The organism is Nocardioides humilatus (assembly GCF_008373755.1).
Lineage (GTDB): Bacteria > Actinomycetota > Actinomycetes > Propionibacteriales > Nocardioidaceae > Nocardioides > Nocardioides humilatus.
Genome location: NZ_VUJV01000003.1, coordinates 582,098 through 603,024 on the forward strand (window position 1 = coordinate 582,098; position 20,927 = coordinate 603,024).

Below are 20,927 nucleotides of genomic sequence, written 5' to 3' on the forward strand. Positions count from 1 at the left end.
AGTTGTCGAGTTATTTCTGCTCAGGGCAGTTCGGGCAGCTCAGAGCAGCCGTCGTACGGCGTCGCGCAGGGCCTGCTCCGGATCGACCCCGTCCGCGCGGGCCTCCGCGACCAGCGCGAGCAGCCGGTCACCCAGTTCCGCTGGTTGAGGTGCGAGCGAAGCGAGCCTCGAAACCAAGGACGCATCCCCTGCCCGCTCGAGCCGGTCGATCACCTTGTCGGCGTAGAGCAGGGCGGGGAGCCCGGGCGGCAGCCCGTCGGTCACCTGGTCGCGCTGCTTCTCCTGCGCCTTGACCGACTCCCAGACCTCGGTGACCGACGCGGCGTCGTGGGAGACGCCCTCGGCACCGGCGTCGGGGCCGTAGACGTGCGGGTTGCGGCGGCGCATCTTGTCGGTGATGTCGCGAGCGACGTCGTCGAGGTCGAACTCGCCCGCCTGCTCGGCGATCACGGCGTGGAAGACCACCTGGAGGAGCAGGTCGCCCAGCTCCTCACGGAGGTGCTGGACATCCCCGGAGTCGATCGCCTCGAGGGTCTCGTGGGTCTCCTCGAGGAGGTAGCGCGCGAGCGAGCGGTGGGTCTGCTCCTGCTTCCAGGGGCACTCGGCGCGCAGGCGGCGCATCACGCTGACGAACTCGGCGAGTGCGTCCTCCGCCGGCGCCGGCACGGCGGGTCAGCCCTGCGGGATGGGGAGCGCCGACTCCGGCGACGTCGGTGCCGGACGGACGCCGCAGATCTCGTCGTTGGAGAGGTCCTGGAGCGACTCGGGCGAGGGCGCCGCGGTGTCGATCTTGGCCTCCTTGCTCACCGGCACGGAGAGCTGGGCGCCCGCCGGGACGAATCCCGTAGCGCTGATCATGACGTCGAACTTGGGGTTGATCGAGATCGCGTAGTCGGCCGGGTCGGGCCCCTCGCCCTGGCCGATCTGCTCGGTGACGGCACTCGCGTAGACGAAGGCGTTGACGTAGTCCTCGAGGGCGTCCTGGTCGTCCTCGTCGACGTCGGCCCAGCCGGGCGCGTCCTTGAGACCCGAGGCGGGCGCGGTGATGTCGAGGTCGTTGTCGTCGGCGTATTCCTCGTCGACGAGGGCACCCACCCACGCCTGGAGGATCTGCGACTGCGCGTAGGCGCGGCTGGTCGCGGCCGCGGCCGGGTCGGCCTCCTGCAGCGTGCAGAGCCCGTCGACCACCGAGGCCAGCTCGTCGAGCGTGATCTGGGAGTCCTCGACCTCGGCCGCGATGCCGGGCCGCGGACCGTCGCTGCCGATAACGTTGTCGCCGCAACCGGCGGCGGTCACGGCAACGCCGACGACAGCCGCGACCACACCGAGGGTCCGTCCGACCTTCTTCACGCTCGACTCCCCTAGCTCAAAACTGATCAGTCATTCGGGTCGATCACCGCATCGATGACGACGCGCGCCCATTCAAGCAGGGCGACCCCCTCGATCGGATGACCGGTCGCACCCGGCGTCCCCGGACGCGGGACGAGGATCGTCTCGAGCTGCGTCTTGATGATCGACTTGGGATACATCCGCTGGAGCCGCACCTGCTTGGAGTCCGGGAGGACGGTCGGCGCGAAGCGGACGAACTTGCCCTGGATCGTGATCTCCTTCAGCCCCGCCTGCCGCGCGCGGGCGCGGAAGCGCGCCACGAGCATGAGGGCGACGACGGGCATGGGCGGTTCGCCGTACCGGTCGACGAGCTCCTCGTTGATCTCGTCGACGTCGGCGTCGGACCGGACCTCGGCCAGGCGCTTGTACATCTCCAGCCGCAGCCGCTCGCTCGGGATGTAGTCGTGCGGCAGGTGGGCGTCGACCGGCAACTCGATGCGCACCTCGTCGAGCACCTCAGGAGCGTCGTCGCGGAAGTCGCGGACGGCCTCGCCGACCAAGCGGACGTAGAGGTCGAAGCCGACGTCGGCGATGTGGCCCGACTGCTCGCCGCCGAGCAGGTTTCCGGCGCCGCGGATCTCGAGGTCCTTCATCGCGATCGCCATGCCGCCACCGAGGTCGCTGTGCTGCGCGAGGGTCGCGAGCCGCTCGTGGGCGGTCTCGGTCAGCGGCTTCTCGGTCGGGTAGAGGAAGTAGGCATAGGCGCGCTCACGGCTGCGGCCGACCCGGCCGCGCAGCTGGTGCAGCTGGCTGAGGCCGAGGGTGTCGGCCCGCTCGATGATCATCGTGTTGGCGTTGGACACGTCGAGCCCGGACTCCACGATGGTCGTGCAGACCAGCACGTCGAAGCGCTTCTCCCAGAAGTCGAGCATCACCTGCTCGAGCTGGTGCTCCCCCATCTGTCCGTGGGCCGTCGCGACCCGGGCCTCGGGCACCAGCTCGCGGATCTTGGCCGCGGCCTTCTCGATCGACTGCACCCGGTTGTGGATGTAGAAGACCTGGCCGTCGCGCAACAGCTCACGACGTACGGCGGCGACGACCTGTCGGTCCTCGTAGCCACCCACGTAGGTGAGGACCGGGTGCCGCTCCTCCGGCGGGGTGGTGATCGTCGACATCTCACGGATGCCGGTGATCGCCATCTCGAGCGTCCGCGGGATCGGCGTGGCGCTCATGCTGAGCACGTCGACGCTCGTGCGGAGCCGCTTCATCTGCTCCTTGTGCTCAACGCCGAACCGCTGCTCCTCGTCAACGATGATCAGGCCGAGATCCTTGAAGCGGGTGTCGGGACTGAGCAGCCGGTGGGTGCCGACCACGACGTCGACGGTGCCGTCGGCGAGGCCGGCGAGCACCTCGGCGGCCTCCTTGTCGGTCTGGAAGCGGCTCAGCCCCTTGAGGAGGACCGGGAAGCCGCTCATCCGCTCGGAGAACGTGCTGAGGTGCTGGGTGACCAGCAGCGTCGTCGGCACGAGCACCGCGACCTGCTTGCCGTCCTGCACCGCCTTGAACGCCGCGCGCACCGCGATCTCGGTCTTCCCGTAGCCGACATCGCCACAGATCAGCCGGTCCATCGGGACCGTCCGCTCCATGTCGGCCTTGACCTCGTCGACGGTGCTCAGCTGGTCGGGGGTCTCGTGGAACGGGAAGGCGTCCTCGAGCTCGCGCTGCCACGGGCTGTCGGGCCCGAACGCGTGCCCCTTCGTCGCCTGGCGCGCGGCGTAGAGCTTGATCAGCTCCGCGGCGATCTCGCGGACCGCCTTGCGAGCGCGGTTCTTGCGCTTGGTCCAGTCACCGCCACCGAGCCGGTCGAGGCTGGGCTGCTCGCCTCCGACGTAGCGGGTCACCTGGTCCAGCGCATCGGCCGGCACCATGAGCTGGTCAGGCGGAGCGCCGCGCTTGGAGGCGCCGTACTCGAGGATCAGGTATTCACGGGTGACGCCCTTGATCTCCCGCTGCCGCATCTCGCGGAAGCGGCCGACGCCGTGCTGCTCGTGGACGACGTAGTCGCCGGGCTTGAGCTCGAGCGGGTCGATCTGGCGCTTGCGCCGCGTCGGCATCGCGCGCATGTCTCGCGTCGACGCCTTCTGGCCGACGATGTCCTCGCCGGTGAGGACGACGAGGCCGGTCGCGTCATCGACGAGACCGTGGGCGAGGTTGCCGCAGGTGACGGTGACGACGGCGGGGTCGAGATGGGTGCCCGCCGGCAGGTCGTCGACGAGCCGGGCCGGTACGTCGCGCTCGCCGAGCGCCTCGACCATGCGCTGCGCCGGGCCGTGTCCGGCGTGGAGGACGACGACGGTCCGGCCGGCGGCCCGCCACTGGGCGATCTCCGTGAACGCCTTCTCGACGTCGCCGCGGTAGGGCTCGGCGGCGCGCGCCCGGATCAGGCCGGCACCCTCGCCGCCCTCGCCGCCCTCCTCGTCGATGCCGAAGGGCGAGTAGGTCCACCAGGACTGGGTCCGGCCGAGGGCGTGCTGCCGCACGTCGGCCAGTTCCCTGTACGACGCCGCCTGCAGGTCGATCGGCGCCTGACCACCGCCCGCCGCCGCTGCCCAGGAGGCGCCGAGGAACTCCTCACTCGTCGCGACGAGGTCGTGGGCCCGGGCCCGGGCACGCTCGGGGTCGAGCACCAGGACCTGGCTGCCCTCGGGCATCAGGTCGACCAGCAGCTCGAGCTCGTCGACGAGCACGGGGATCAGCGCCTCCATGCCCTCCACGGCGATGCCCTCGGCGAGCTTGTCGGTGATCTCGCGGAGCTCGGGGTGCTGGCGGCCCAGGTCGGCCGCCCGGCCACGCACCTCGTCGGTGAGCAGCAGCTCGCGGCACGGCGGAGCCCAGAGCCGCGGCTGCGACGCGATGGTGCGCTGGTCGGCGACCGCGAAGGAGCGGATTTCCTCGACGTCGTCGCCCCAGAACTCCACCCGCAGCGGATGCTCCTCGGTGGGCGGGAAGACGTCGACGATGCCGCCGCGCACGGCGAATTCACCGCGGCGCTCGACCAGGTCGACCCGCGAGTAGGCCGCACCGACCAGTCCGGCCACCACGTCGTCGAGGTCGGCGGACTCCCCCGCCGCGATCTCGACAGGGGCCAGGTCGCCGAGACCCTTCACCTGGGGCTGCAGCAACGAGCGGACCGGGGCGACGACCACCGACAGCGGCCCGGTGCCCGGGTCCGTGCCGGGGTGGCACAGCCGACGGAGCACCGCGAGCCGGCGACCGACGGTGTCGCTGCGCGGGCTGAGCCGCTCGTGCGGCAGCGTCTCCCAGCTCGGGTAGTAGGCGACCGTCTCGGGGTCGAGCAGGTCGCCGAGCTCGACGACGAGCTGCTCGGCCTCGCGGGTCGTGGCGGTGACGGCGAGGACCGGCCGACCCGCCCGGGCGAGGCCCGCGACGAGGAACGGCCGGAGTGGCTCGGGGCCGGTCAGCTCGTGGGCGGGCAACCGCCCGTCAGCCGCGTCGGCGAGCGCGGTCGCGAGAGCCGGATCGGTGAGGACGAGATCAGCGAGTCCGGCGAGTGTCACGTGGGGAGAGGCTACCGGGCCCCACGGAGCAAACCTTTGGCGATACGCCTGCCCTGACGCGTCGGCTGTCATAGCGTCGGGCCCATGCGTGCACGCCCCGGCTCCACGACCGCTCGCCTGGTCGCCCTCCTGCTCGTCGTCTCTGGTGCCAGTGCCCTCGCTGCAGCGCCAGCGTCGGCCACCGTCGATGTGCAGCTGTCGACCGCGGCGATGAGCTTCGGCCCGGTCACGCCGGGTCCGACGCCGGAGACCCAGACGGTCACCGTCTACAACACGGGGACCGAGAACCTCGTGGTGGGGTCGCCCGCGATCGTCGGAGCCGACAAGGGCACCTTCTGGCCGAGCGAGACGTGCGGAGGCGGAAGCGCCGGCTCGATCACACTGGCACTCGACGAGAGCTGCACGATCGATGTCCACTTCGCCACCGGAAGCCTCGGCTCACGGTCGGCGACCATGAAGATCCCCACGACCGCGGGCACGCAGAGCGTGACGCTGTCCGGTAGCACCCTGACGTCGGCCATCGACCTCGCAGGGTCGGGCGCGTTCGACCCGACCGCCGTCGGCTCCACGGCGACGCGGCAGATCACCGTCAACAGCACCGGCGACCTTCCGCTCGACACCAACGAGGCGACGATCTCCGGGGCCAACGCCAGCCAGTTCGCGATCATCCAGGACGACTGCGCTCTCGCCGGTCAGGTCCCGTCCGGGGACTCCTGCGCTATCACCGTGCGCTTCCGGCCGACGAGCACCGGCTCGAAGACGGCCACCCTGAGCGTCGCGAGCGACGCGGGCGCGCCGGCGACGGTCGCCCTTTCCGCCTCGACCAGCGCGCCGACGTTGTCGATCGCGCCGGCGACCCTGAGCTACGGCAGCACCTTGATCGGCTCGTCGGCCAGCCTCGGCGTCACCGTCTCCAACACGGGAATCGGCCAGATTCCCTGGACGAGCGCGACCCTCAGCGGCACCAACGCCGACCAGTTCGAGATCAACGACAGCTGTGCGCTGGTCGAGCTCATCGGCACCTCGACCTGCACTGTGCGGGTGACGTTCCGCCCCACCGGTGCGCCCGGCGCGCGATCGGCCCTCCTCACCCTCAAGGCCTCGGGCCAGTCCGACAGGACCGTCCCGTTGAGCGGTACGGCGGCTGCCGCCGCCCCGGTCCCCACGATGTCCGCAGCGTCGATCCCGTTCGGTGACCAACCGATCCTGACCTCGAGCGCACCGTTCTCGGTCACCATCACCAACACGGGCAACGCACCGCTCGTCCTCACGATGAACGCCTTCGTGATCACGGGAGCCAACGCCAACAACTTCACCGTCGACTACGGCTGCGCCTCGACCCTTGCCCCCTCGGAGCAGTGCACCCTCCGTGTCATGTTCCGTCCCGATGTGACCGGCTCTCGGGCGGCCAACCTGGCCATCAACAGCAACGGCACCACCAGGGCAGTGCCGCTCAGCGGAAACGGCACGACAGCTCCCGCAGGACTCACCTTCAGCCCCAACGTCCGCCACCAGTTCCCGCCGACGGTGGTGGGCGCCAACTCGGCGACGATGACGCAGACCGTGACCAACCCCGGACCGGCGTCGCTCACCGTGATCGCCCCCGTCATCATCGGTCCTTCGGCCAGCCAGTTCGCGATCCAGGGCACCACCTGCAACGGGGCGGTGCTCGCCGCGACCCAGCAGTGCACCGTCACCTTCCGGTTCAGCCCGACGGCGATGGGCCTGAAGGCGGCCATCCTCGAGATCTCGACGTCCGCCGGGCAGCAGGCGATCGGAATGACCGGCATCGCGACCGGCGGCGTGACGACCACCTCGGCGTCGACGCTCGACTACGGGACCCACCTGGTCGGCGCGACGAGCGCCAGCCAGATCGTGACGGTGACCAATACCGGCAGCGGACCGATGACGCTCGGCGCCCCGGCGGTCACCGGCACCGACGCAGGTGACTACGCCATCGTCGGCGGAAGCTGTGCGGCTGCCGTCGCCGTTGCCGTCAACGGCACCTGCGACCTGTTCCTGCGCTTCACGCCGTCCGCGCGCGGGACTCGCACCGCCACGCTCCAGCTCCCCGGATCGGCCGCGACCAAGACCGTCGCCCTCACGGGCAATGGCGTGCGGTCCGCTGTCAGCGTCGACGACAGTTCGCTGGCGTTCGGCACGCAGCCGGTCGGCGTGACCTCCGCGCCTCTCACGACCACCGTGACCAACACCGGTGACGCCGGCCTCTCGATCGACACAACGACCCTCACCGGCACCAACGCCGGCGACTTCGTCGTCGCCAACGACGCCTGCTCCGACTCCGAGCTCGCGCCCGGAGGCAGCTGCCTGATCACCGTGCGGATGGCCCCGACGGCTACGGGACCCAGGTCCGCGACGCTGACCCTGTCGACCGACGCCGGGCCGCCCATGGAGATCACCCTGGCCGGCACGGCCACCGAGGCGACCGCGTCGGTCAACCCGCCGTTCCGCGACTTCGGGTTCGTTGCCGTCGGTCACCCGACCAGCCCGACCACGGTCACCATCTCCAACACGAGCTCCGGACCTCTCGAGCTCGGCACGCCGACCTTCGGGGGCGGTGACCCGAACAGCTTCGACCTGATGAGCAGCACGTGCAACGGCGCCACCCTGGCGCCGGGCGGAGGCTCCTGCACGATCCGGGTGCGCTTCAACCCCGCGGGGGGCACCATCCAGTCCGCGACCGTGAGCCTGGCGCACAACGGCACCGGCTCCCCGGCCGTGGTCTCCCTCACCGGTGTGGGCCTCGCGCCGATCGCCATGGCTTCCGTCGAAGCGGTCGCGTTCGGCGAGGTGCGTGTCGGCACCACGAGCGGTCCCGAGACCGTCACGATCTCCAACGTCGGCACCGCCGACCTCGAGGTGGGCGCGACGAACATCACCGGGGCCAACCAGGCCGACTACACGATCACCGACGACCAGTGCGAGGCGCAGGATGTCGCACCTGGCGAGTCCTGCGACATCACCGTCACCTTCTCCCCGAGTGCCCGCGGGGCGCGCCCGGCCGGCCTGTCCGTCGCGCACAACGCGGTGGGTGGGTCCGTGGTGGTCTCCCTGGGCGGCACCGGCATCTTCCCAGTGCCGCAGATCTCGGACGACGACGTCGACTTCGGCACCGTGGACCGCAACACCTCCAGCAGTACGACGACGCTGGAGCTGTCGAACGTCGGCAACACCGGCCTCGTCGTCGGTGACGTCACGCTGACCGGACCCGACGCGAGCCAGTTCGTGATCGGCACCCAAGACTGCGCCCACACCACGGTCGCACCGGCGAGCTCGTGCGACGTCGACGTGCGCTTCTCCCCGAGCACCCTCGGGGACAAGAACGCCGTGCTCTCGATCGCGACCGACGCTGGAGATCCCACGACGGTCACCCTGTCCGGAACCAGCGTGCCCAAGTCCGACCTGAAGATCCGCGGCTTCGGCACGCTCTACACCGGAAAGAACCACCTGGTCACGCGCACCGTGGAGTCCAGCGGTGACCTGATGAAGTACAAGGTCGGGGTCGTCAACGAGGACTCCCAGCCCGCTTCCTTCAAGTTCCGGTTGACCCCGTCCGGCGCGGCAGCCACCGCCCAGATGTTCGTCACGACCGGCGGCACGGAGCTGCTCACCACCGACGGTTCCGGCTACTTCGTGACCCCGACGATCCTGCCGGGCAAGACGATGAACTTCGAGCTGCGGGTCACTCCGACGGTGCCCGGCCAGGTCATCGCGGGCGTCGATGTCGCGCTGCTCTCGGCCGACGACGACGTCATCGAGTCGATCGCGACCGAGACCAACACGATGGCGCCGGTCAACGGCACGACCGGCTTCGAGCTGTTCGCCGGGCAGGGCTCGCAGAAGCTGATCGGCGGACCGGTCAGCGGTCAGACCGTCACCGGGCCGGCGCTCAACGTGGACAAGTCAGCCCTGTTCAAGGTGCGGCTGAAGAACAACAGTGCAGCGCCCCAGCAGATCGGGCTCCGACTCACCGACCTGGACGGTTGCACCGGTTCATTCACGGTCTCCGCGAAGGCCGGGACGGCCGTGGTCACCACCGAGGTCCTCGCCGGCACGTTCCTCACCGCCCCCCTCAACCCGGGCAAGTACAAGGACGTGAAGATCACGATCAAGCGGGTCGCGGGCGGCTGCGCGAAGAAGCTGTTGCAGGTCGAGTCCCTCAACGGCAGCACGGTGGTCCGCTCGTCGTTCCTGCTCGCCAACGCCTCCTACGACCCGGTTCTCGACTGACAGGATCGGATTCCTCCAGACCCTCCCGCCCAGGGGCTCCGTGCGCTTAGGGTGCGAAGGCCGGCCACCGCCGGCCCCGCAAAGCTGTACTGGACCCTTGTGGAGGGACGATGAAATCGTCGGCATTACGACCCCGGAGCCGGAAGAGCTGGCTCGCTGCCTGGGCGGTGACCGCGATCGCGGTCGCCGGCGTGGCAGTACCCGGCGCTTCGGAAGGAGCGGCCCCAGCGGCCCCCGCTCCGACAAAGCAGTCCGCGCGTTCGGGGGGACCTGAGCGGCTCGGCAACTACGACGTCCGCCAGATCTCGGGCGACCGGCTCGCGCGAGCCGACCGACGCCAGGTCCGCACCAACGGCAAGGCCGTGGCGCGCCTCAGCGCCGACCTCGGCGCCGGCGCCTCCATCGACATCGACCCGCTGACCGGCACCCCTGCCGAGGTCGCCGCCCGGGCTCCCCTCACCGGACCGAGCAGCCGTTCGGCCAGCTCCATCGCCCTGCGTTACGTGAGCGACCACCTCGCCGCCTTCGGTCTCGATCGTGCCGATCTCCGCACCTTCGTGAAGGTTCGTGAATACCGGGACCTCCACCGCATCACCCACGTCTACTTCGCCCAGCAGGTCGGCGGGACCCGCGTCTTCGGCAACGGCCTGCGCGCCCACGTCGACAAGGCGGGTCGCCTGATCGCGGTCCAGGGCGCTCCGGTCGCCCGGCTCGGCATGCTCGCCGGTCGCGCACCCTCGGCCACGATCGGCCGCAGCACGGCGATCAAGAAGGCGGTCGCCGACGCGCGTCTCGCCCGCCCGGACCTGCGTCCGGGTTCCAGCGCCGAGCGGGTCTGGTTCCTGACCCCCGGCGGTCTCCGCGCGGCCTGGCTGACCTACACGCAGCCCGGCTCCACGGCGGCGTACGTCCACGTCATCGACGGACGCACCGGCGTCACCCTCTTCCGGCGCTCGACCATGGCGTTCGAGGGCTCGGGTGACGCGTTCGTCCACGAGAACTACCCCGGCGCCTCGGGCACCGACTCGGGTGGCGAGATCCACCACGTCAACCTGATCAAGCTCGGCTTCCAGCTCCGCAAGGCCAACTTCCCCAAGGGCAAGTACGCCACGGTGTGGGCCGACCTCAACGACGACAACGTGCGTCAGCCCAACGAGACCAGCCAGGTCCCCGGCTCGCGTCGTGAGGCTCGCCAGCTGATGCTCCAGCCGTTCAAGACGGCCCAGGGCGAGCTCAGCTGCACCCAGCGCTACGTCTGCACGTGGGACCCGAGCAAGGCGCGGTCCTGGAAGACCAATATGGCCCAGGACGCGATCCAGGGTCTCTACCTCATCAGCAAGTTCGCGAAGTGGCTGACGAAGGAGCCGTTCGGCTTCGACCGCAGCAGCGGCAACTTCACCCGCAAGGACGGCGACCCGGTCGACCTCAACGGCCTCGACGGTGCCAACACGGACAACGGCTTCCCCGACGGTGACCACGTCAACAACGCCAACTTCAACACTCCGCCCGACGGCACCAAGCCGACGATGCAGATGTACCTCAACTACGCGCCCTACCTCGCGGCCAGCTCGAGCGACGACTTCCTGACGCTCGGCCACGAGTTCACCCACGGCGTGTCCAACCGGCTGGTGGTCGACTCCGACAACTTCTCGACCCTCAACAGCTACCAGGGCAACGGCATGGGCGAGGGGTGGAGCGACTTCTACGCCTTCGACTACCTGCTCACCAAGGGGTTCACCACCGACACGTCGGCGCCCGGTGAGCTGACGCTCGACCTCTACCTCGCCAAGAACCACGCGGGCATCACCCGCAGCGAGGCGATCGACTGCGGCGTCGGCGAGGCCGCCCCCAACTGCGTGCAGTACGAGGGCGGCGACGGTGGCTACACCTTCGACGACGTGGGCGACGGCCAGATCGGCAACGAGGTCCACGACGTCGGTGAGGTGTGGGGGCAGACCCTGTTCGACATCCGCACCGATCTCGGCCACGAGGTGACGATGGCCATCGTCACCGAGGGCATGCGCCTCTCGGCCGACGACCCGTCGCTCCTCGACATGCGCGACGCGATCCTGCGAGCCGACAAGGTGATCTACGGCGGCGTCCACGCCGACGCCCTGTGGGCGCACTTCGCCGAGCGCGGCATGGGCTTCTACGCCGGGTCGGCGGGCGGCGCGGACAACGCACCGGTGGCCGACTTCAACACCCCGCCGCCCGCCGGCGGACTGAAGGGTCGGATCGGCGGCACCATCACCGACGGCGACAACAACCCGATCGAGGGTGCGGTCGTCGAGATCGCCGGTCACAGCGAGCTCTCGGCCGTGACCGACGCCGCCGGTGTCTACAAGATCAGCCAGGTGCCGCCCGGCACGTGGCCCAAGGTCGTGGCCTCGGCCGAGGGATTCGAGCCCGCGTCGGACGCGGTGACGGTCGTCGAGCACGAGAAGGCGATCTTCAACGCGTCGCTGCGGCGTGACTGGGCCTCGGCGAGCGGTGGGGCGAGCATCGCCAGCTTCACCGGACCGGACTACACGCCCGCGTGCGGCCCGGAGTTCGCGATCGACCTCTCCCAGGGCACCGGTTGGGGCAGCACGACCTTCGACGACGACGGCACGCCGGGCACCGACCCGGATCTCGTCATCCCGAAGGAGATCGTGATCGAGCTGCCGGAGACGATCACCCTCACCTCGTTGGCGGTCGACCCGTCCAACACGTGTGGTGACCCGGGCAGCTCGTCGACGGCCGGCTACGAGATCTACGCCGCCGCGACGCCGGCCGGTCCGTGGGGCTCCCCGGTCGCCGAGGGCGAGTTCACGGTCGATGACCGTGGCCTTCTGGTCGACCTGCCGCTCGACACCCCGGTCGACAACGTCGGCGCGATCAAGTACGTCATGCTCTCGCCGCAGGTGCCCGACTGGAGCGGCTGCCCGTTCGACTACGGCGGCTGCACCTACATGGACACCTCGGAGGTCGCCGCCTACGACGACTGACGCTCAGCCTTCCTGGGTCGGGTCGAGGACCCGGCCCAGGAAGAGCGGCGTGCCGTGCTCGACGTCGTGGATGACGTAGAGGAACGGCCGGTCGACGACGAACGGCTCGGCGATCATCGCGCTCGTGTCCGAGATGACGACCGCGGTCGCCGCCGCGGCCTCGGTGCCCTCCTCGTCGACGGCGATGAAGCCCTGGTGGAGCACCGCTGAGATGTAGAGGTCGAGATCCGCCTCGGTCATCGGACGGAAGTCGGCGGCGCCAGGCGCGAACGCGGTCGGCATCCCGAGGTCGACCAGGACTTCCTTGAGCGACGCAGCCGTGCGGTGCTTCCACCTCGGCAGTCGTACGTCGATCCCGGTCGGCCGTCCGCCCGTCATCGCGTCGGCGAGTGCTCCGTCGGCGAACTGCGACTCGACCTCGGCGAAACGGCCCTCGTCGGGCAGCACGACGGTCATCGCGAGCTGGTTGCCCGCGTAGGGCAGCCTCGTCGCCTGCCAGCCGTCTCCCTTGGTGAGCGGCCCTGAGGTCGCGGCGCCCGCCATCATCTCCACCTCGACGGTGCTGCCGCCGACGCGGTGGAACGGAGCCTGCGTCGTCAGCTCCTTGGTGAACGGCGTCTCCCAGGGCGCCTTCAGGTAGATCGCGTTGACGAGCACCAGCCGGGTCATCACGTCGAGCACCCCCGCCGGGATGAGGTCCTCGATGCGGTCGTGGGTCTGCTTCTCGACCCAGTCGTTGATGAGGACCCGGGCGTCCTCCGTCGCGGTCTCGAAGTCGACCGTGCGTAGGCCGGCGCCGTAGTCCTCGGCGAGCAGGTCGAGAAACGGCTGCTCCCACCGAACGCCCGCCTGTCCGAAGAGCTGGTTGGCCGCCGCCAGGTCGATCTCGGCCTTGCTGCCGTCAGCCCGCTCCTGCCGACCGGCCAGCGCCTCCACATGGGCAGTCAGCGCGTTGAGCCCGGCGTGGAAACGGTCATCCGCGCCGAGCACCGCGCGCATCTCCTCGGCGGTGGCGCCGCCGGCGCCGGTGAGGGTCATGCCGAGCGCGACCGCGACGGAGTAGGGCGACACGATCAGGTTGCCCTCGGCAGGCAGGCCGCCGTACAGGCCGCCCGCGAAGCGCTGCATCGCCGCAACCACCCCGGGGATCGCGCCCGGATCGCCGGGCATCCGGTCCCTGTCGCTGCTGACCAGCTCGAGTCGTCCCGCCACGGCGCCACCTCCACCCTGCTTCTTCGGGTCGTCCGAACCACACGCCGTGAGCATCGGTGAGGCGAGAGCCGCCAGCACGGCCAGACGGAGGGTGTCCCTACGGGTGATCATGCCTCTCTGACGCGTCGGACCTGGCGAATGGTTCCGATCAGCTCGCCTCGGCGGCGGCGAGCTCCTTCTTCCAGAGACGGAACTCCTCGTCGACGAGGCCGGCTTTCCAGTATCCGGAGATCGACGACGCCCGCGCGTCGACGCCCTGGGAGGCGAGGTAGGGCCGGATCTCCTGCATCACGGCCTGCGCCTCTCCGTGGACGAAGACGTCGACGCGTCCGTCGCGCCACGGCAGCGCTCGTACGGCGTCCGGCAGCCCCGCCGCCTGATCGCGGTGCAGCCAGCGCACCTCCACCCCGGTGGGGGCGGAGAACGGCAGCTCCTCGGACGCTGTGCCGACCTGGAGAACGACGTAGCCCTCGGCGTCAGCGGGCAGGGCGTCGACGGCCTGGCGGATCGCGGGGATCGCGGCGTCGTCGCCGGCCAGGAGGTACCAGTCGGCGGCCGGGTCGGGCGCGTAGCCCTCGCCAGGCCCCTGGACAGTGATCGTGGCGCCGACCTCCACGTCGCGCGCCCAGCGCATGGCGAAGCCGCTGCCGTGGAGAGCGAAGTCGATCGCGAAGGTGCCGGCCTCGACGTCGAGCTCGAGCACGGTGTAGCTCCGCACCGAGGGACGCTCGCCCTCGCCGAGCTGGGTCAGGTCCGGAGATCCGTCGGGGGTGAAGAGCAGCTTGACGTAGCGGTCGGTCCCATCGAAGCCCGCGAAGGCCGCGAGATCACCAGAGAACCGCAGCCGCAGCATCGCGGGCCCCAGGGGCTCGGTCGCGGTGACCGTCAGAGCGGTGATCGGCTTGGCAGGCTTGCTGGGCGTGGTCACCCGGCGAGGCTACTCAAGCCCCGTGACGCCGCTCGCGCAGGGCGTAGGCACGGATCGCGCGCAGGAAGTCGACGCGGCGGAAGTCGGGCCAGTAGGCCTCACAGAAGTAGAACTCCGACTTGGCGCTCTGCCACAGCAGGAAGCCGCCGAGCCGCTGCTCCCCCGACGTACGGATCACGAGGTCGGGGTCGGGCTGGCCCTTGGTGTAGAGGTGGTCGGAGATGTGCTCGACATCGATGATCTGGGCGAGCTCCTCGAGCGAGGTGCCCTTGGCGGCGTGCTCCTGCAGGAGCGAACGTACGGCGTCGGCGATCTCCCGCCGCCCGCCGTAGCCGACCGCGACGTTGACGATCATCCCGTCGACGTCGGCGGTGGCCTCCGCCGCCGTCTTGAGCCGAGCGGCCGTCCGATCGGGCAACAGGTCGAGCGCGCCCACCGGGTTGAGGCGCCAGCGGCGCTGGTCGGCGAGGCTGTCGACGGCGTCCTCGATGATCTCGAGGAGCTGCTCGAGCTCCTTGGCCGGCCGATGCAGGTTGTCGGTCGAGAGCAGCCACAGCGTGACCACCTCGATGCCGATCTCCTCGCACCACGTCAGCAGCGGCTCGATGTTGGCGGCGCCCGCGCGGTGGCCGTGAGCAGTGTCGCGACCAACGGCCTTCGCCCACCTGCGGTTGCCGTCGAGCATCACCCCGACGTGCTTGGGCAAGTTGTCGGGCATCCGGCGCACGACGCGGCGCTCGTAGGCGGGATAGAGCACTCGGCGCGCGCCCCGCTTCCAGTCGACCACCCGCCGATCGTAACCGGCTCGGTTGCTCGCCATGAGGCGGATCCTGGGCGGGTCCTTCCAGCAGGTTGCGCGGGCTGCCACGATGGCCGCAGCGATAGACCTGAACTTCGAGAGGAACCGACGATGACCGCCGCAGCCTGGCACCCGGACCCGACTGGTCGACACGAGCTTCGCTACTGGGACGGCTCCCAGTGGACCGAGCACGTCTCCGATGCCGGCAACGTGTCGGTGTCCCCCCTCAACGCGCCCGAGGAGCCGACCGCCCAGACCGGCGGCGCCCACGCCGCCGAGGTCGTGGAGACTCCCACCGACCGGCCGGACGGAGCGCTCGAGGAGTCGCCCGCCGACGACGCCTTCATGATGGAGACGCGGGTCGTCGGCTCGCCCCCGCCGATGGAGGCCGCACCCGTCGAGGCCGCTCCCGTCGAGGCCGCGCCCGTCGCGGAGTCGCCGTGGATCGAGGCTCCGGCTGCCGAGGCTGCGCCCATGGCCGAGGCTGCGCCGATGGCGGAGGCTGCACCCATGGCCGAGGCTCCCCCGGCCTGGGAACCCGCTCCGGCCGCTGCTCCGGCCCCCATGGCCTACGAGCCGGCCCCCGCCGCGATGCCGGCAGCGATGCCCGCAGCGATGCCGGTCGCGATGCCGGGTGGCCTGTCCGGCGAGCTCGTCGACGGCCGCTACTCGGAGGTGGACGCCGGCGTCGGCCCCTCGCGGCAGAACGCCAAGCTGCTGCGGGTCCGCATCGCCGAGCCGTTCATGGCCAAGCAGGGCTCGATGGTGGCCTACCAGGGCAACGTCAATTTCGCCTTCCAGGGCGGCGGTGCGGCGAAGTTCCTGAAGAAGGCCTTCACCGGCGAGGGCCTGAGCCTGATGCGGGTCGAGGGCCAGGGCGACGTGTTCCTCGCCGACGTGGCGCACAACGTGCACATCCTCCACCTCAACAACGCGGGCCTGTCGGTCAACGGGAAGAACGTGCTGGCCTTCTCGGCCTCCCTCGACTGGAACGTCGAGCGGGTCAAGGGCGGCAGCATCGCGGCCGGCGGTCTCTTCAACACGACGCTGCGCGGCAGCGGCTGGGTCGCGATCACGACCGATGGCGACCCGGTCGTCCTCAACGCCGCTGAGGCGCCGACCTTCGCCGACGCCAACGCGCTCGTCGCGTGGTCGGTCGAGCTGCAGACGAGCATCAAGTCGTCGGTCTCCGCCGGTGCGCTCATCGGTCGCGGTTCGGGCGAGGCCTTCCAGGTCGCGTTCAACGGCCAGGGCTTCGTCATCGTGCAGCCCTCCGAGGGCTACCCGGTCGCTACCCAGGCGTAGGCCTGGACGTAGGCAGAGTGGCCGCTCGGGCGGCCCGATAGCCTTACGTCATGAACCAGGCACTGAGCAACGCCAACGAGCGTGTCCGCGCAGGTCTGGAAGAGATCTCCGACCGGGCCATCGAGAAGGCCCGCGAGGTCAAGCCGAAGCTCCGCGGCTGGCTCCACGCCGGCTCGACGCCGCTAATCATCGCGGCCGGCATCGTGCTCATCTGCCTCTCGCCCACGGCGACGACGCGCATCGGCTCGGCGCTCTACGCCGGCAGCGCGATCCTGCTCTTCGGTGTCTCCGCGATCTACCACCGCGGCACCTGGTCACCGCGGACCTGGCGGATCCTCAACCGGTTCGACCACTCCAACATCTTCTTGCTGATCGCCGGTTCCTACACGCCGTTCAGCCTGATCCTGCTCGACGGCACCAACCGGGTCCTGCTCCTGTCGACGGTGTGGACGGCGGCGGTTCTCGGCATCCTCTTCAAGGTCTGCTGGCCCAACGCGCCGCGGTGGCTCTCCGCCCCGATCTACATCGCGATGGGATGGGCCGCGCTGTTCTTCATCCCGGCATTCTTCGACGGTGCGCTGGCGCTGGGCGTCGGCGTCGGCATCGCGACCTTCGTGATGATCGCCGTCGGCGGAGCGCTCTACACGGTCGGCGGCCTCGTCTACGGCTTCCAGTGGCCCAACCCCTCGCCGCGCTGGTTCGGCTTCCACGAGGTGTTCCACTCCTTCACGATCCTCGCGTTCACCGCGCACTACGTGGGCGTCTCGCTCGCGACCTACTCGCTGCGCTGAGGTCCCCTCCGCGACAACAGCACCAGCACCTCGAGGTGCGACGTCTGGGGAAACATGTCGAGCACCTGCGCCCGCACGGGGACGTAGGACCGCAGCACCGCGAGGTCGCGGGCCAGGGTCTCCGGGTTGCAGCTGGAGTAGAGGACCGTCGGCGGGCCGGCGTCCTCGAGCCGCGCGGCCAGGTCGGGCCCGAGCCCGCGCCGCGGCGGGTTGACGACGACCAGGTCGGGACGATCGTCGAGCAGCGCCGCCGTCGCGTCACCGGCGACGAACCGCACCTGATCGACGGACAGACCCGCGTCGATGCGTCCGCGGTCGGCCGCGGCGATCGCCTCGGCGCTGATCTCGATGCCGGTCACCGTGCGACCGGGGGCGGCGAGGTGCAGCGCGAAGCCGCCCACGCCGCAGTAGAGGTCGTGCACCGTCGTCGGGGCCACCTCGTCGACCCACGCGGTCGCAGTCCGGTAGAGCGCCGCCGCCACCTCGGTGTTGGTCTGGAAGAAGCTCCGTGGCCCGAGGTGGAGCGTCAGCCCGTTGACCTCCATCGGCAAGGTCGCCTGCTCGGTGAGCACGAGCTCGCGCTCCCCCTCGATGACCGCCGCGTGGGCGGGCTGCACGTTGAGGGTCACGACCCGCAACGTCGGCAGCTCCTCGAGCAGGGCAGCGAGGTGCTTGCGGATCCGGCTCTCCGCCTCGGTCGAGCGCAGCACCCAGCGCACCATCAGCTCGCCGGCCGGCGACTCGGTCACCAGGGCGTGCTTGAGCTCGCCGCTGCGCGTCGGGACGTCGTACGGCGTCAGCCCCGCCCGCGTGACGAAGTCGGCCAGCACCGGGAGAGCTGCCCGGATCGCCGGCGTGTGCAGCGCACAGTCGCGGATGTCGACGTACCCCTGCTGCTGGGTCCACAGCCCGAGCGTCGGGGCCTCGGCGGTGCCGCCGACGACCATCTTCGCCTTGGTCCGGAAGCCGGCCGGCGCGCTCGGCACGGGCGGGAGCCACTCGGGCTCGGGGCGCTCGCCGAGAGCTGCACGCAACTGCTGGCGGGTGAGCTGCTGCTTGGCTGCCAGCTGGTCGTCGTAGGGCCTCTCGATCCAGCTGCACGACCGGCACTCCTGGCGATCCCAGTGGTCGCACTGGAGGAGCGGACCGGTCACGTCCCCATGCTACGAGGCTCGACTTCGAGGCAACCGGGCCCCGCTGGTCCTAGGCTGCGGCCGTGGCCATCGCACTCGAACGACTCGAGGCGGCGCCGGTCCTCGCGACGCTCGAGGAGCTGCGCGCCCGGATCGGTGCACGCTTCCCCACGCGCGGGCTCTACGGGGTCTCGGGCGACCTGCTCATCCTGGCCGGCGAGGTGGTCACCAGCTCGGAGATCAACCGCAACCGGATCAGCATCGTGCGGGTGCTGTCGCGGGTGCTGATCGTCGCGGTCACGGCGGCGACCGTGGTGCTGCTCGTCCTCGCCTTCCGCTCCGCGGTGCAGGACGGACCCGAGCACGGTGTCGAGTGGCTCTCGCTGCTCGAGAGCGGCGTCAACGACGTGGTGTTCGCGGCGATCGCGATCTGGTTCCTCTACACGGTGCCCGAGCGGCTGCGGCGTGCCGAGTCGCTCACCCTGCTCCACGAGCTGCGCTCGCTCGCCCACATCGTCGACATGCACCAGCTCAACAAGGACCCCGAGCGACTCCGGGCGACCTTCACCCCGACCGCCGTCAGCCCGACGCTGGGCCTGACGTTCGAGGAGCTCGAGCACTACCTCGACTACTGCTCGGAGCTGCTCAGCATGATCGGCAAGACCGCGGCCCTGTGCGCCGAGGAGTCACGCGATGCGGTGGTGCTCGACACGGTGTCGACGATCGAGACCCTGACGACGTCGCTGAGCCGCAAGATCTGGCAGAAGATCACTGTGCTCAACGAGGTCCGGCGCTCAGCCGGCGCCTGAGGCGCAAGTCCCGATCGCCCTGGGTCTTGAGTCCCGAAAATTGGGCACAAATGCACAAGATGAGTCATTCCTTGCCTCTTCGTCCTAACCTTGACGTATGGGAGGGAACACCACGATTGGGCTTGAGCGTCTGCTGCACGCTGTGCAGGAGCTGTCGCTCGCCACACGCCTCAACGAGGTCCAGGAGATCGCACGCACCGCGGCCCGCGACCTGGCCGGCTGCGACGGGGCCACGTTCGTCCTTCGTGACGGCGACCTTTGCTACTACGCCGACGAGGACGCGATCGAGCCTCTGTGGAAGGGGCTCCGCTTCCCACTGGAGGCGTGCATCAGCGGCTGGGCGATGCTCCACCGCGAGCACGTCGTCATCCCCGACATCTACGTCGACGAGCGGATCCCGCACGAGGCCTACCGGCCGACGTTCGTGAAGAGCCTGGTCATGACCCCGATCCGGACCATGGCTCCGGTCGGCGCGATCGGCGCCTACTGGGCCGACAACCACGACGCCAGCGACGAGGAGATCTCACTTCTCCGCGCACTCGCCGACGCGACCTCGCTCGCCCTCGAAAAGGTATCGATCCACCAGGAGCTCGAGCAGGAGGTCGCGATGGCGCAGGAGGCCTACCGCCTCTCGCAGACCGACGAGCTGACCGGGCTCCTCAACCGCCGCGGCTTCACCGAGTTCGTCACCAGCGTCTTCTCGCCCGGCGCCGTTGCCTTCGTCGACATCAACGGGCTCAAGCTCGTCAACGACGTCGAGGGCCACAGCGCCGGTGACCGACTGATCGTCAGCGTGGCCGACACCCTGCGCGCCGCCGTGCGCCCTGACGACGTCGTGGGCCGGATGGGTGGCGACGAGTTCGCCGTCTTCGCTCCCGGCCTCCCTGCGGCGACCCTGCTCGACCGCCTCGCGACCGCGATCGGCAACCGCGGCAGCGTCGGCACCGCCACGCTCGACCAGGCCGACCGGCTTCAGGATGCCCTGTTGGTCGCCGACGCCGAGATGTACTCCGCCAAGCGACTCACACGCAGCGACCTCTCCCGAGCCTGACCAGACCGTTGAGGTCGCCGGTGCCGAAGTCGGTCCGGCCGAGGTTGTCGGAGAACATCAGCTCGTCGCTGGAGCGCACGTGGCCCAGCCCCACGAGGTGCCCGAGCTCGTGCAGCATGATCGCCCGCGCCTCGCTGTCGTCGCCGAAGAAGGTGTCGAGCTCGTCGAACGCGTCGGCGTCCAGCGTGATGCCGCCCGTCACGTAGCGCTCCCAGTCGCCGCCGCCCGCGGGTGCGGCGACCGCGCCGCCGACGCCCGCGACGTCGTCCTCGAGCTGGCGCACCTCGTCCTCGGTCGCCCACGAGACGAGCACGGGGTCCTTGACCCCGAGGGAGGGCACGAACGCGCGGTCCCACTCGGGGCGTCGATCGGTGCGGCCGTCGTACACGAAACGGAGGCCGGTGTAGTGCGCGACCACCTCGACCGCGCCCGCGACGAACTCCTCGGTGTCGTCGGCGTCCCAGGGTGATCCGTCGGGGTTGATCTCGTAGTGGATCTCCTCGCACGGGTCCCACGCGACGGGTTCGTCGGCGTCGCCGGGCTGGTGCTGGATGAAGGCATAGGTGCCGCCGGGAGGTACGTCGGCGGGGTCGCCCAGCGGTTCCTCGCCGATGCCGAAGACGCGGAGCAGGCCGGTCGGGCCCCCGGCGTTACCGACAACGACCGCGCCGAAGGCTGCGGCGCACGCGAGCAGCACCACGCCCCAGCGCCAGCGCTCGGCGCGAGACCGAGTCGTCCGAGGGGTCATCCGAGG

Annotated in this window: 14 protein-coding genes; 6 read left to right on the forward strand and 8 right to left on the reverse strand. The window is 70.2% G+C overall.

All coding sequences use genetic code 11. The features are described 5' to 3' along the window. Positions 1 to 39: 39 nt before the first annotated feature. The 3 genes from F0U44_RS10645 to mfd are packed head-to-tail and all read right to left on the reverse strand — an operon-like array spanning position 40 to position 4,907. Positions 40 to 666 (reverse strand): nucleoside triphosphate pyrophosphohydrolase, encoded by a 627-nt coding sequence (locus tag F0U44_RS10645; RefSeq protein WP_246160414.1) that lies wholly within the window; start codon positions 664 to 666, stop codon positions 40 to 42. A gap of 6 nt (positions 667 to 672) precedes the next feature. Beyond that, positions 673 to 1,350, reverse strand: a complete 678-nt coding sequence (locus F0U44_RS10650) for a hypothetical protein (protein ID WP_149728266.1) — start codon at positions 1,348 to 1,350, stop codon at positions 673 to 675. 26 nt (positions 1,351 to 1,376) lie between these two features. Continuing rightward, positions 1,377 to 4,907, reverse strand: a complete 3,531-nt coding sequence (gene mfd, locus F0U44_RS10655; protein ID WP_149728267.1) for a transcription-repair coupling factor — start codon at positions 4,905 to 4,907, stop codon at positions 1,377 to 1,379. A gap of 84 nt (positions 4,908 to 4,991) precedes the next feature. Here mfd and F0U44_RS10660 point away from each other — a divergent pair, with 84 nt between their 5' ends. Beyond that, entirely contained in the window at positions 4,992 to 9,158 is a 4,167-nt protein-coding gene (locus F0U44_RS10660; RefSeq protein WP_149728268.1) for a choice-of-anchor D domain-containing protein, read from the forward strand. A gap of 167 nt (positions 9,159 to 9,325) precedes the next feature. Beyond that, the gene (locus F0U44_RS10665) at positions 9,326 to 12,145 is read left to right on the forward strand and encodes a M36 family metallopeptidase (protein WP_188113425.1); all 2,820 of its coding nucleotides are present in this window, start codon (positions 9,326 to 9,328) and stop codon (positions 12,143 to 12,145) included. A 3-nt stretch (positions 12,146 to 12,148) separates the two neighbouring features. Here the strand turns inward: F0U44_RS10665 and F0U44_RS10670 are convergent, their stop codons facing one another. From F0U44_RS10670 to F0U44_RS10680, 3 genes are read right to left on the reverse strand one after another with little or no spacing between them, the layout of a single operon-like run. Further along, positions 12,149 to 13,468 (reverse strand): serpin family protein, encoded by a 1,320-nt coding sequence (locus F0U44_RS10670; RefSeq protein WP_149728270.1) that lies wholly within the window; start codon positions 13,466 to 13,468, stop codon positions 12,149 to 12,151. A gap of 37 nt (positions 13,469 to 13,505) precedes the next feature. Beyond that, positions 13,506 to 14,285: a siderophore-interacting protein gene (locus F0U44_RS10675; RefSeq protein WP_246160415.1), complete on the reverse strand. Its 780-nt coding sequence runs from the start codon at positions 14,283 to 14,285 to the stop codon at positions 13,506 to 13,508. A 13-nt stretch (positions 14,286 to 14,298) separates the two neighbouring features. Then, the gene (locus F0U44_RS10680) at positions 14,299 to 15,072 is read right to left on the reverse strand and encodes an isoprenyl transferase (RefSeq protein WP_149729006.1); all 774 of its coding nucleotides are present in this window, start codon (positions 15,070 to 15,072) and stop codon (positions 14,299 to 14,301) included. A gap of 123 nt (positions 15,073 to 15,195) precedes the next feature. On the opposite strand from F0U44_RS10680, the gene F0U44_RS10685 reads away from it, so the two are divergent. Both F0U44_RS10685 and trhA read left to right on the forward strand, forming a co-directional pair. Further along, on the forward strand, positions 15,196 to 16,389 hold the full coding sequence (locus F0U44_RS10685; RefSeq protein WP_149728271.1) for an AIM24 family protein: 1,194 nt from the start codon (positions 15,196 to 15,198) through the stop codon (positions 16,387 to 16,389). Between the two features lie 50 nt (positions 16,390 to 16,439). After that, positions 16,440 to 17,180 carry a PAQR family membrane homeostasis protein TrhA gene (gene trhA / locus F0U44_RS10690; protein ID WP_149728272.1) on the forward strand — a complete coding sequence of 247 codons (741 nt, stop codon included), beginning with the start codon at positions 16,440 to 16,442 and terminating at the stop codon, positions 17,178 to 17,180. Here trhA and rlmC read toward each other — a convergent pair. Next, positions 17,165 to 18,334: a 23S rRNA (uracil(747)-C(5))-methyltransferase RlmC gene (gene rlmC / locus F0U44_RS10695; RefSeq protein WP_149728273.1), complete on the reverse strand. Its 1,170-nt coding sequence runs from the start codon at positions 18,332 to 18,334 to the stop codon at positions 17,165 to 17,167. The genes trhA and rlmC overlap by 16 nt on opposite strands. A gap of 62 nt (positions 18,335 to 18,396) precedes the next feature. On the opposite strand from rlmC, the gene F0U44_RS10700 reads away from it, so the two are divergent. Together F0U44_RS10700 and F0U44_RS10705 are read left to right on the forward strand one after the other, a co-directional pair. Continuing rightward, positions 18,397 to 19,122: a hypothetical protein gene (locus tag F0U44_RS10700; RefSeq protein WP_246160416.1), complete on the forward strand. Its 726-nt coding sequence runs from the start codon at positions 18,397 to 18,399 to the stop codon at positions 19,120 to 19,122. A gap of 97 nt (positions 19,123 to 19,219) precedes the next feature. Beyond that, the gene (locus tag F0U44_RS10705) at positions 19,220 to 20,173 is read left to right on the forward strand and encodes a GGDEF domain-containing protein (RefSeq protein WP_149728274.1); all 954 of its coding nucleotides are present in this window, start codon (positions 19,220 to 19,222) and stop codon (positions 20,171 to 20,173) included. On the opposite strand, the gene F0U44_RS10710 is transcribed toward F0U44_RS10705, so the two are convergent. Further along, positions 20,145 to 20,921: a matrixin family metalloprotease gene (locus F0U44_RS10710; RefSeq protein WP_149728275.1), complete on the reverse strand. Its 777-nt coding sequence runs from the start codon at positions 20,919 to 20,921 to the stop codon at positions 20,145 to 20,147. The genes F0U44_RS10705 and F0U44_RS10710 overlap by 29 nt on opposite strands. Positions 20,922 to 20,927: the final 6 nt, after the last annotated feature.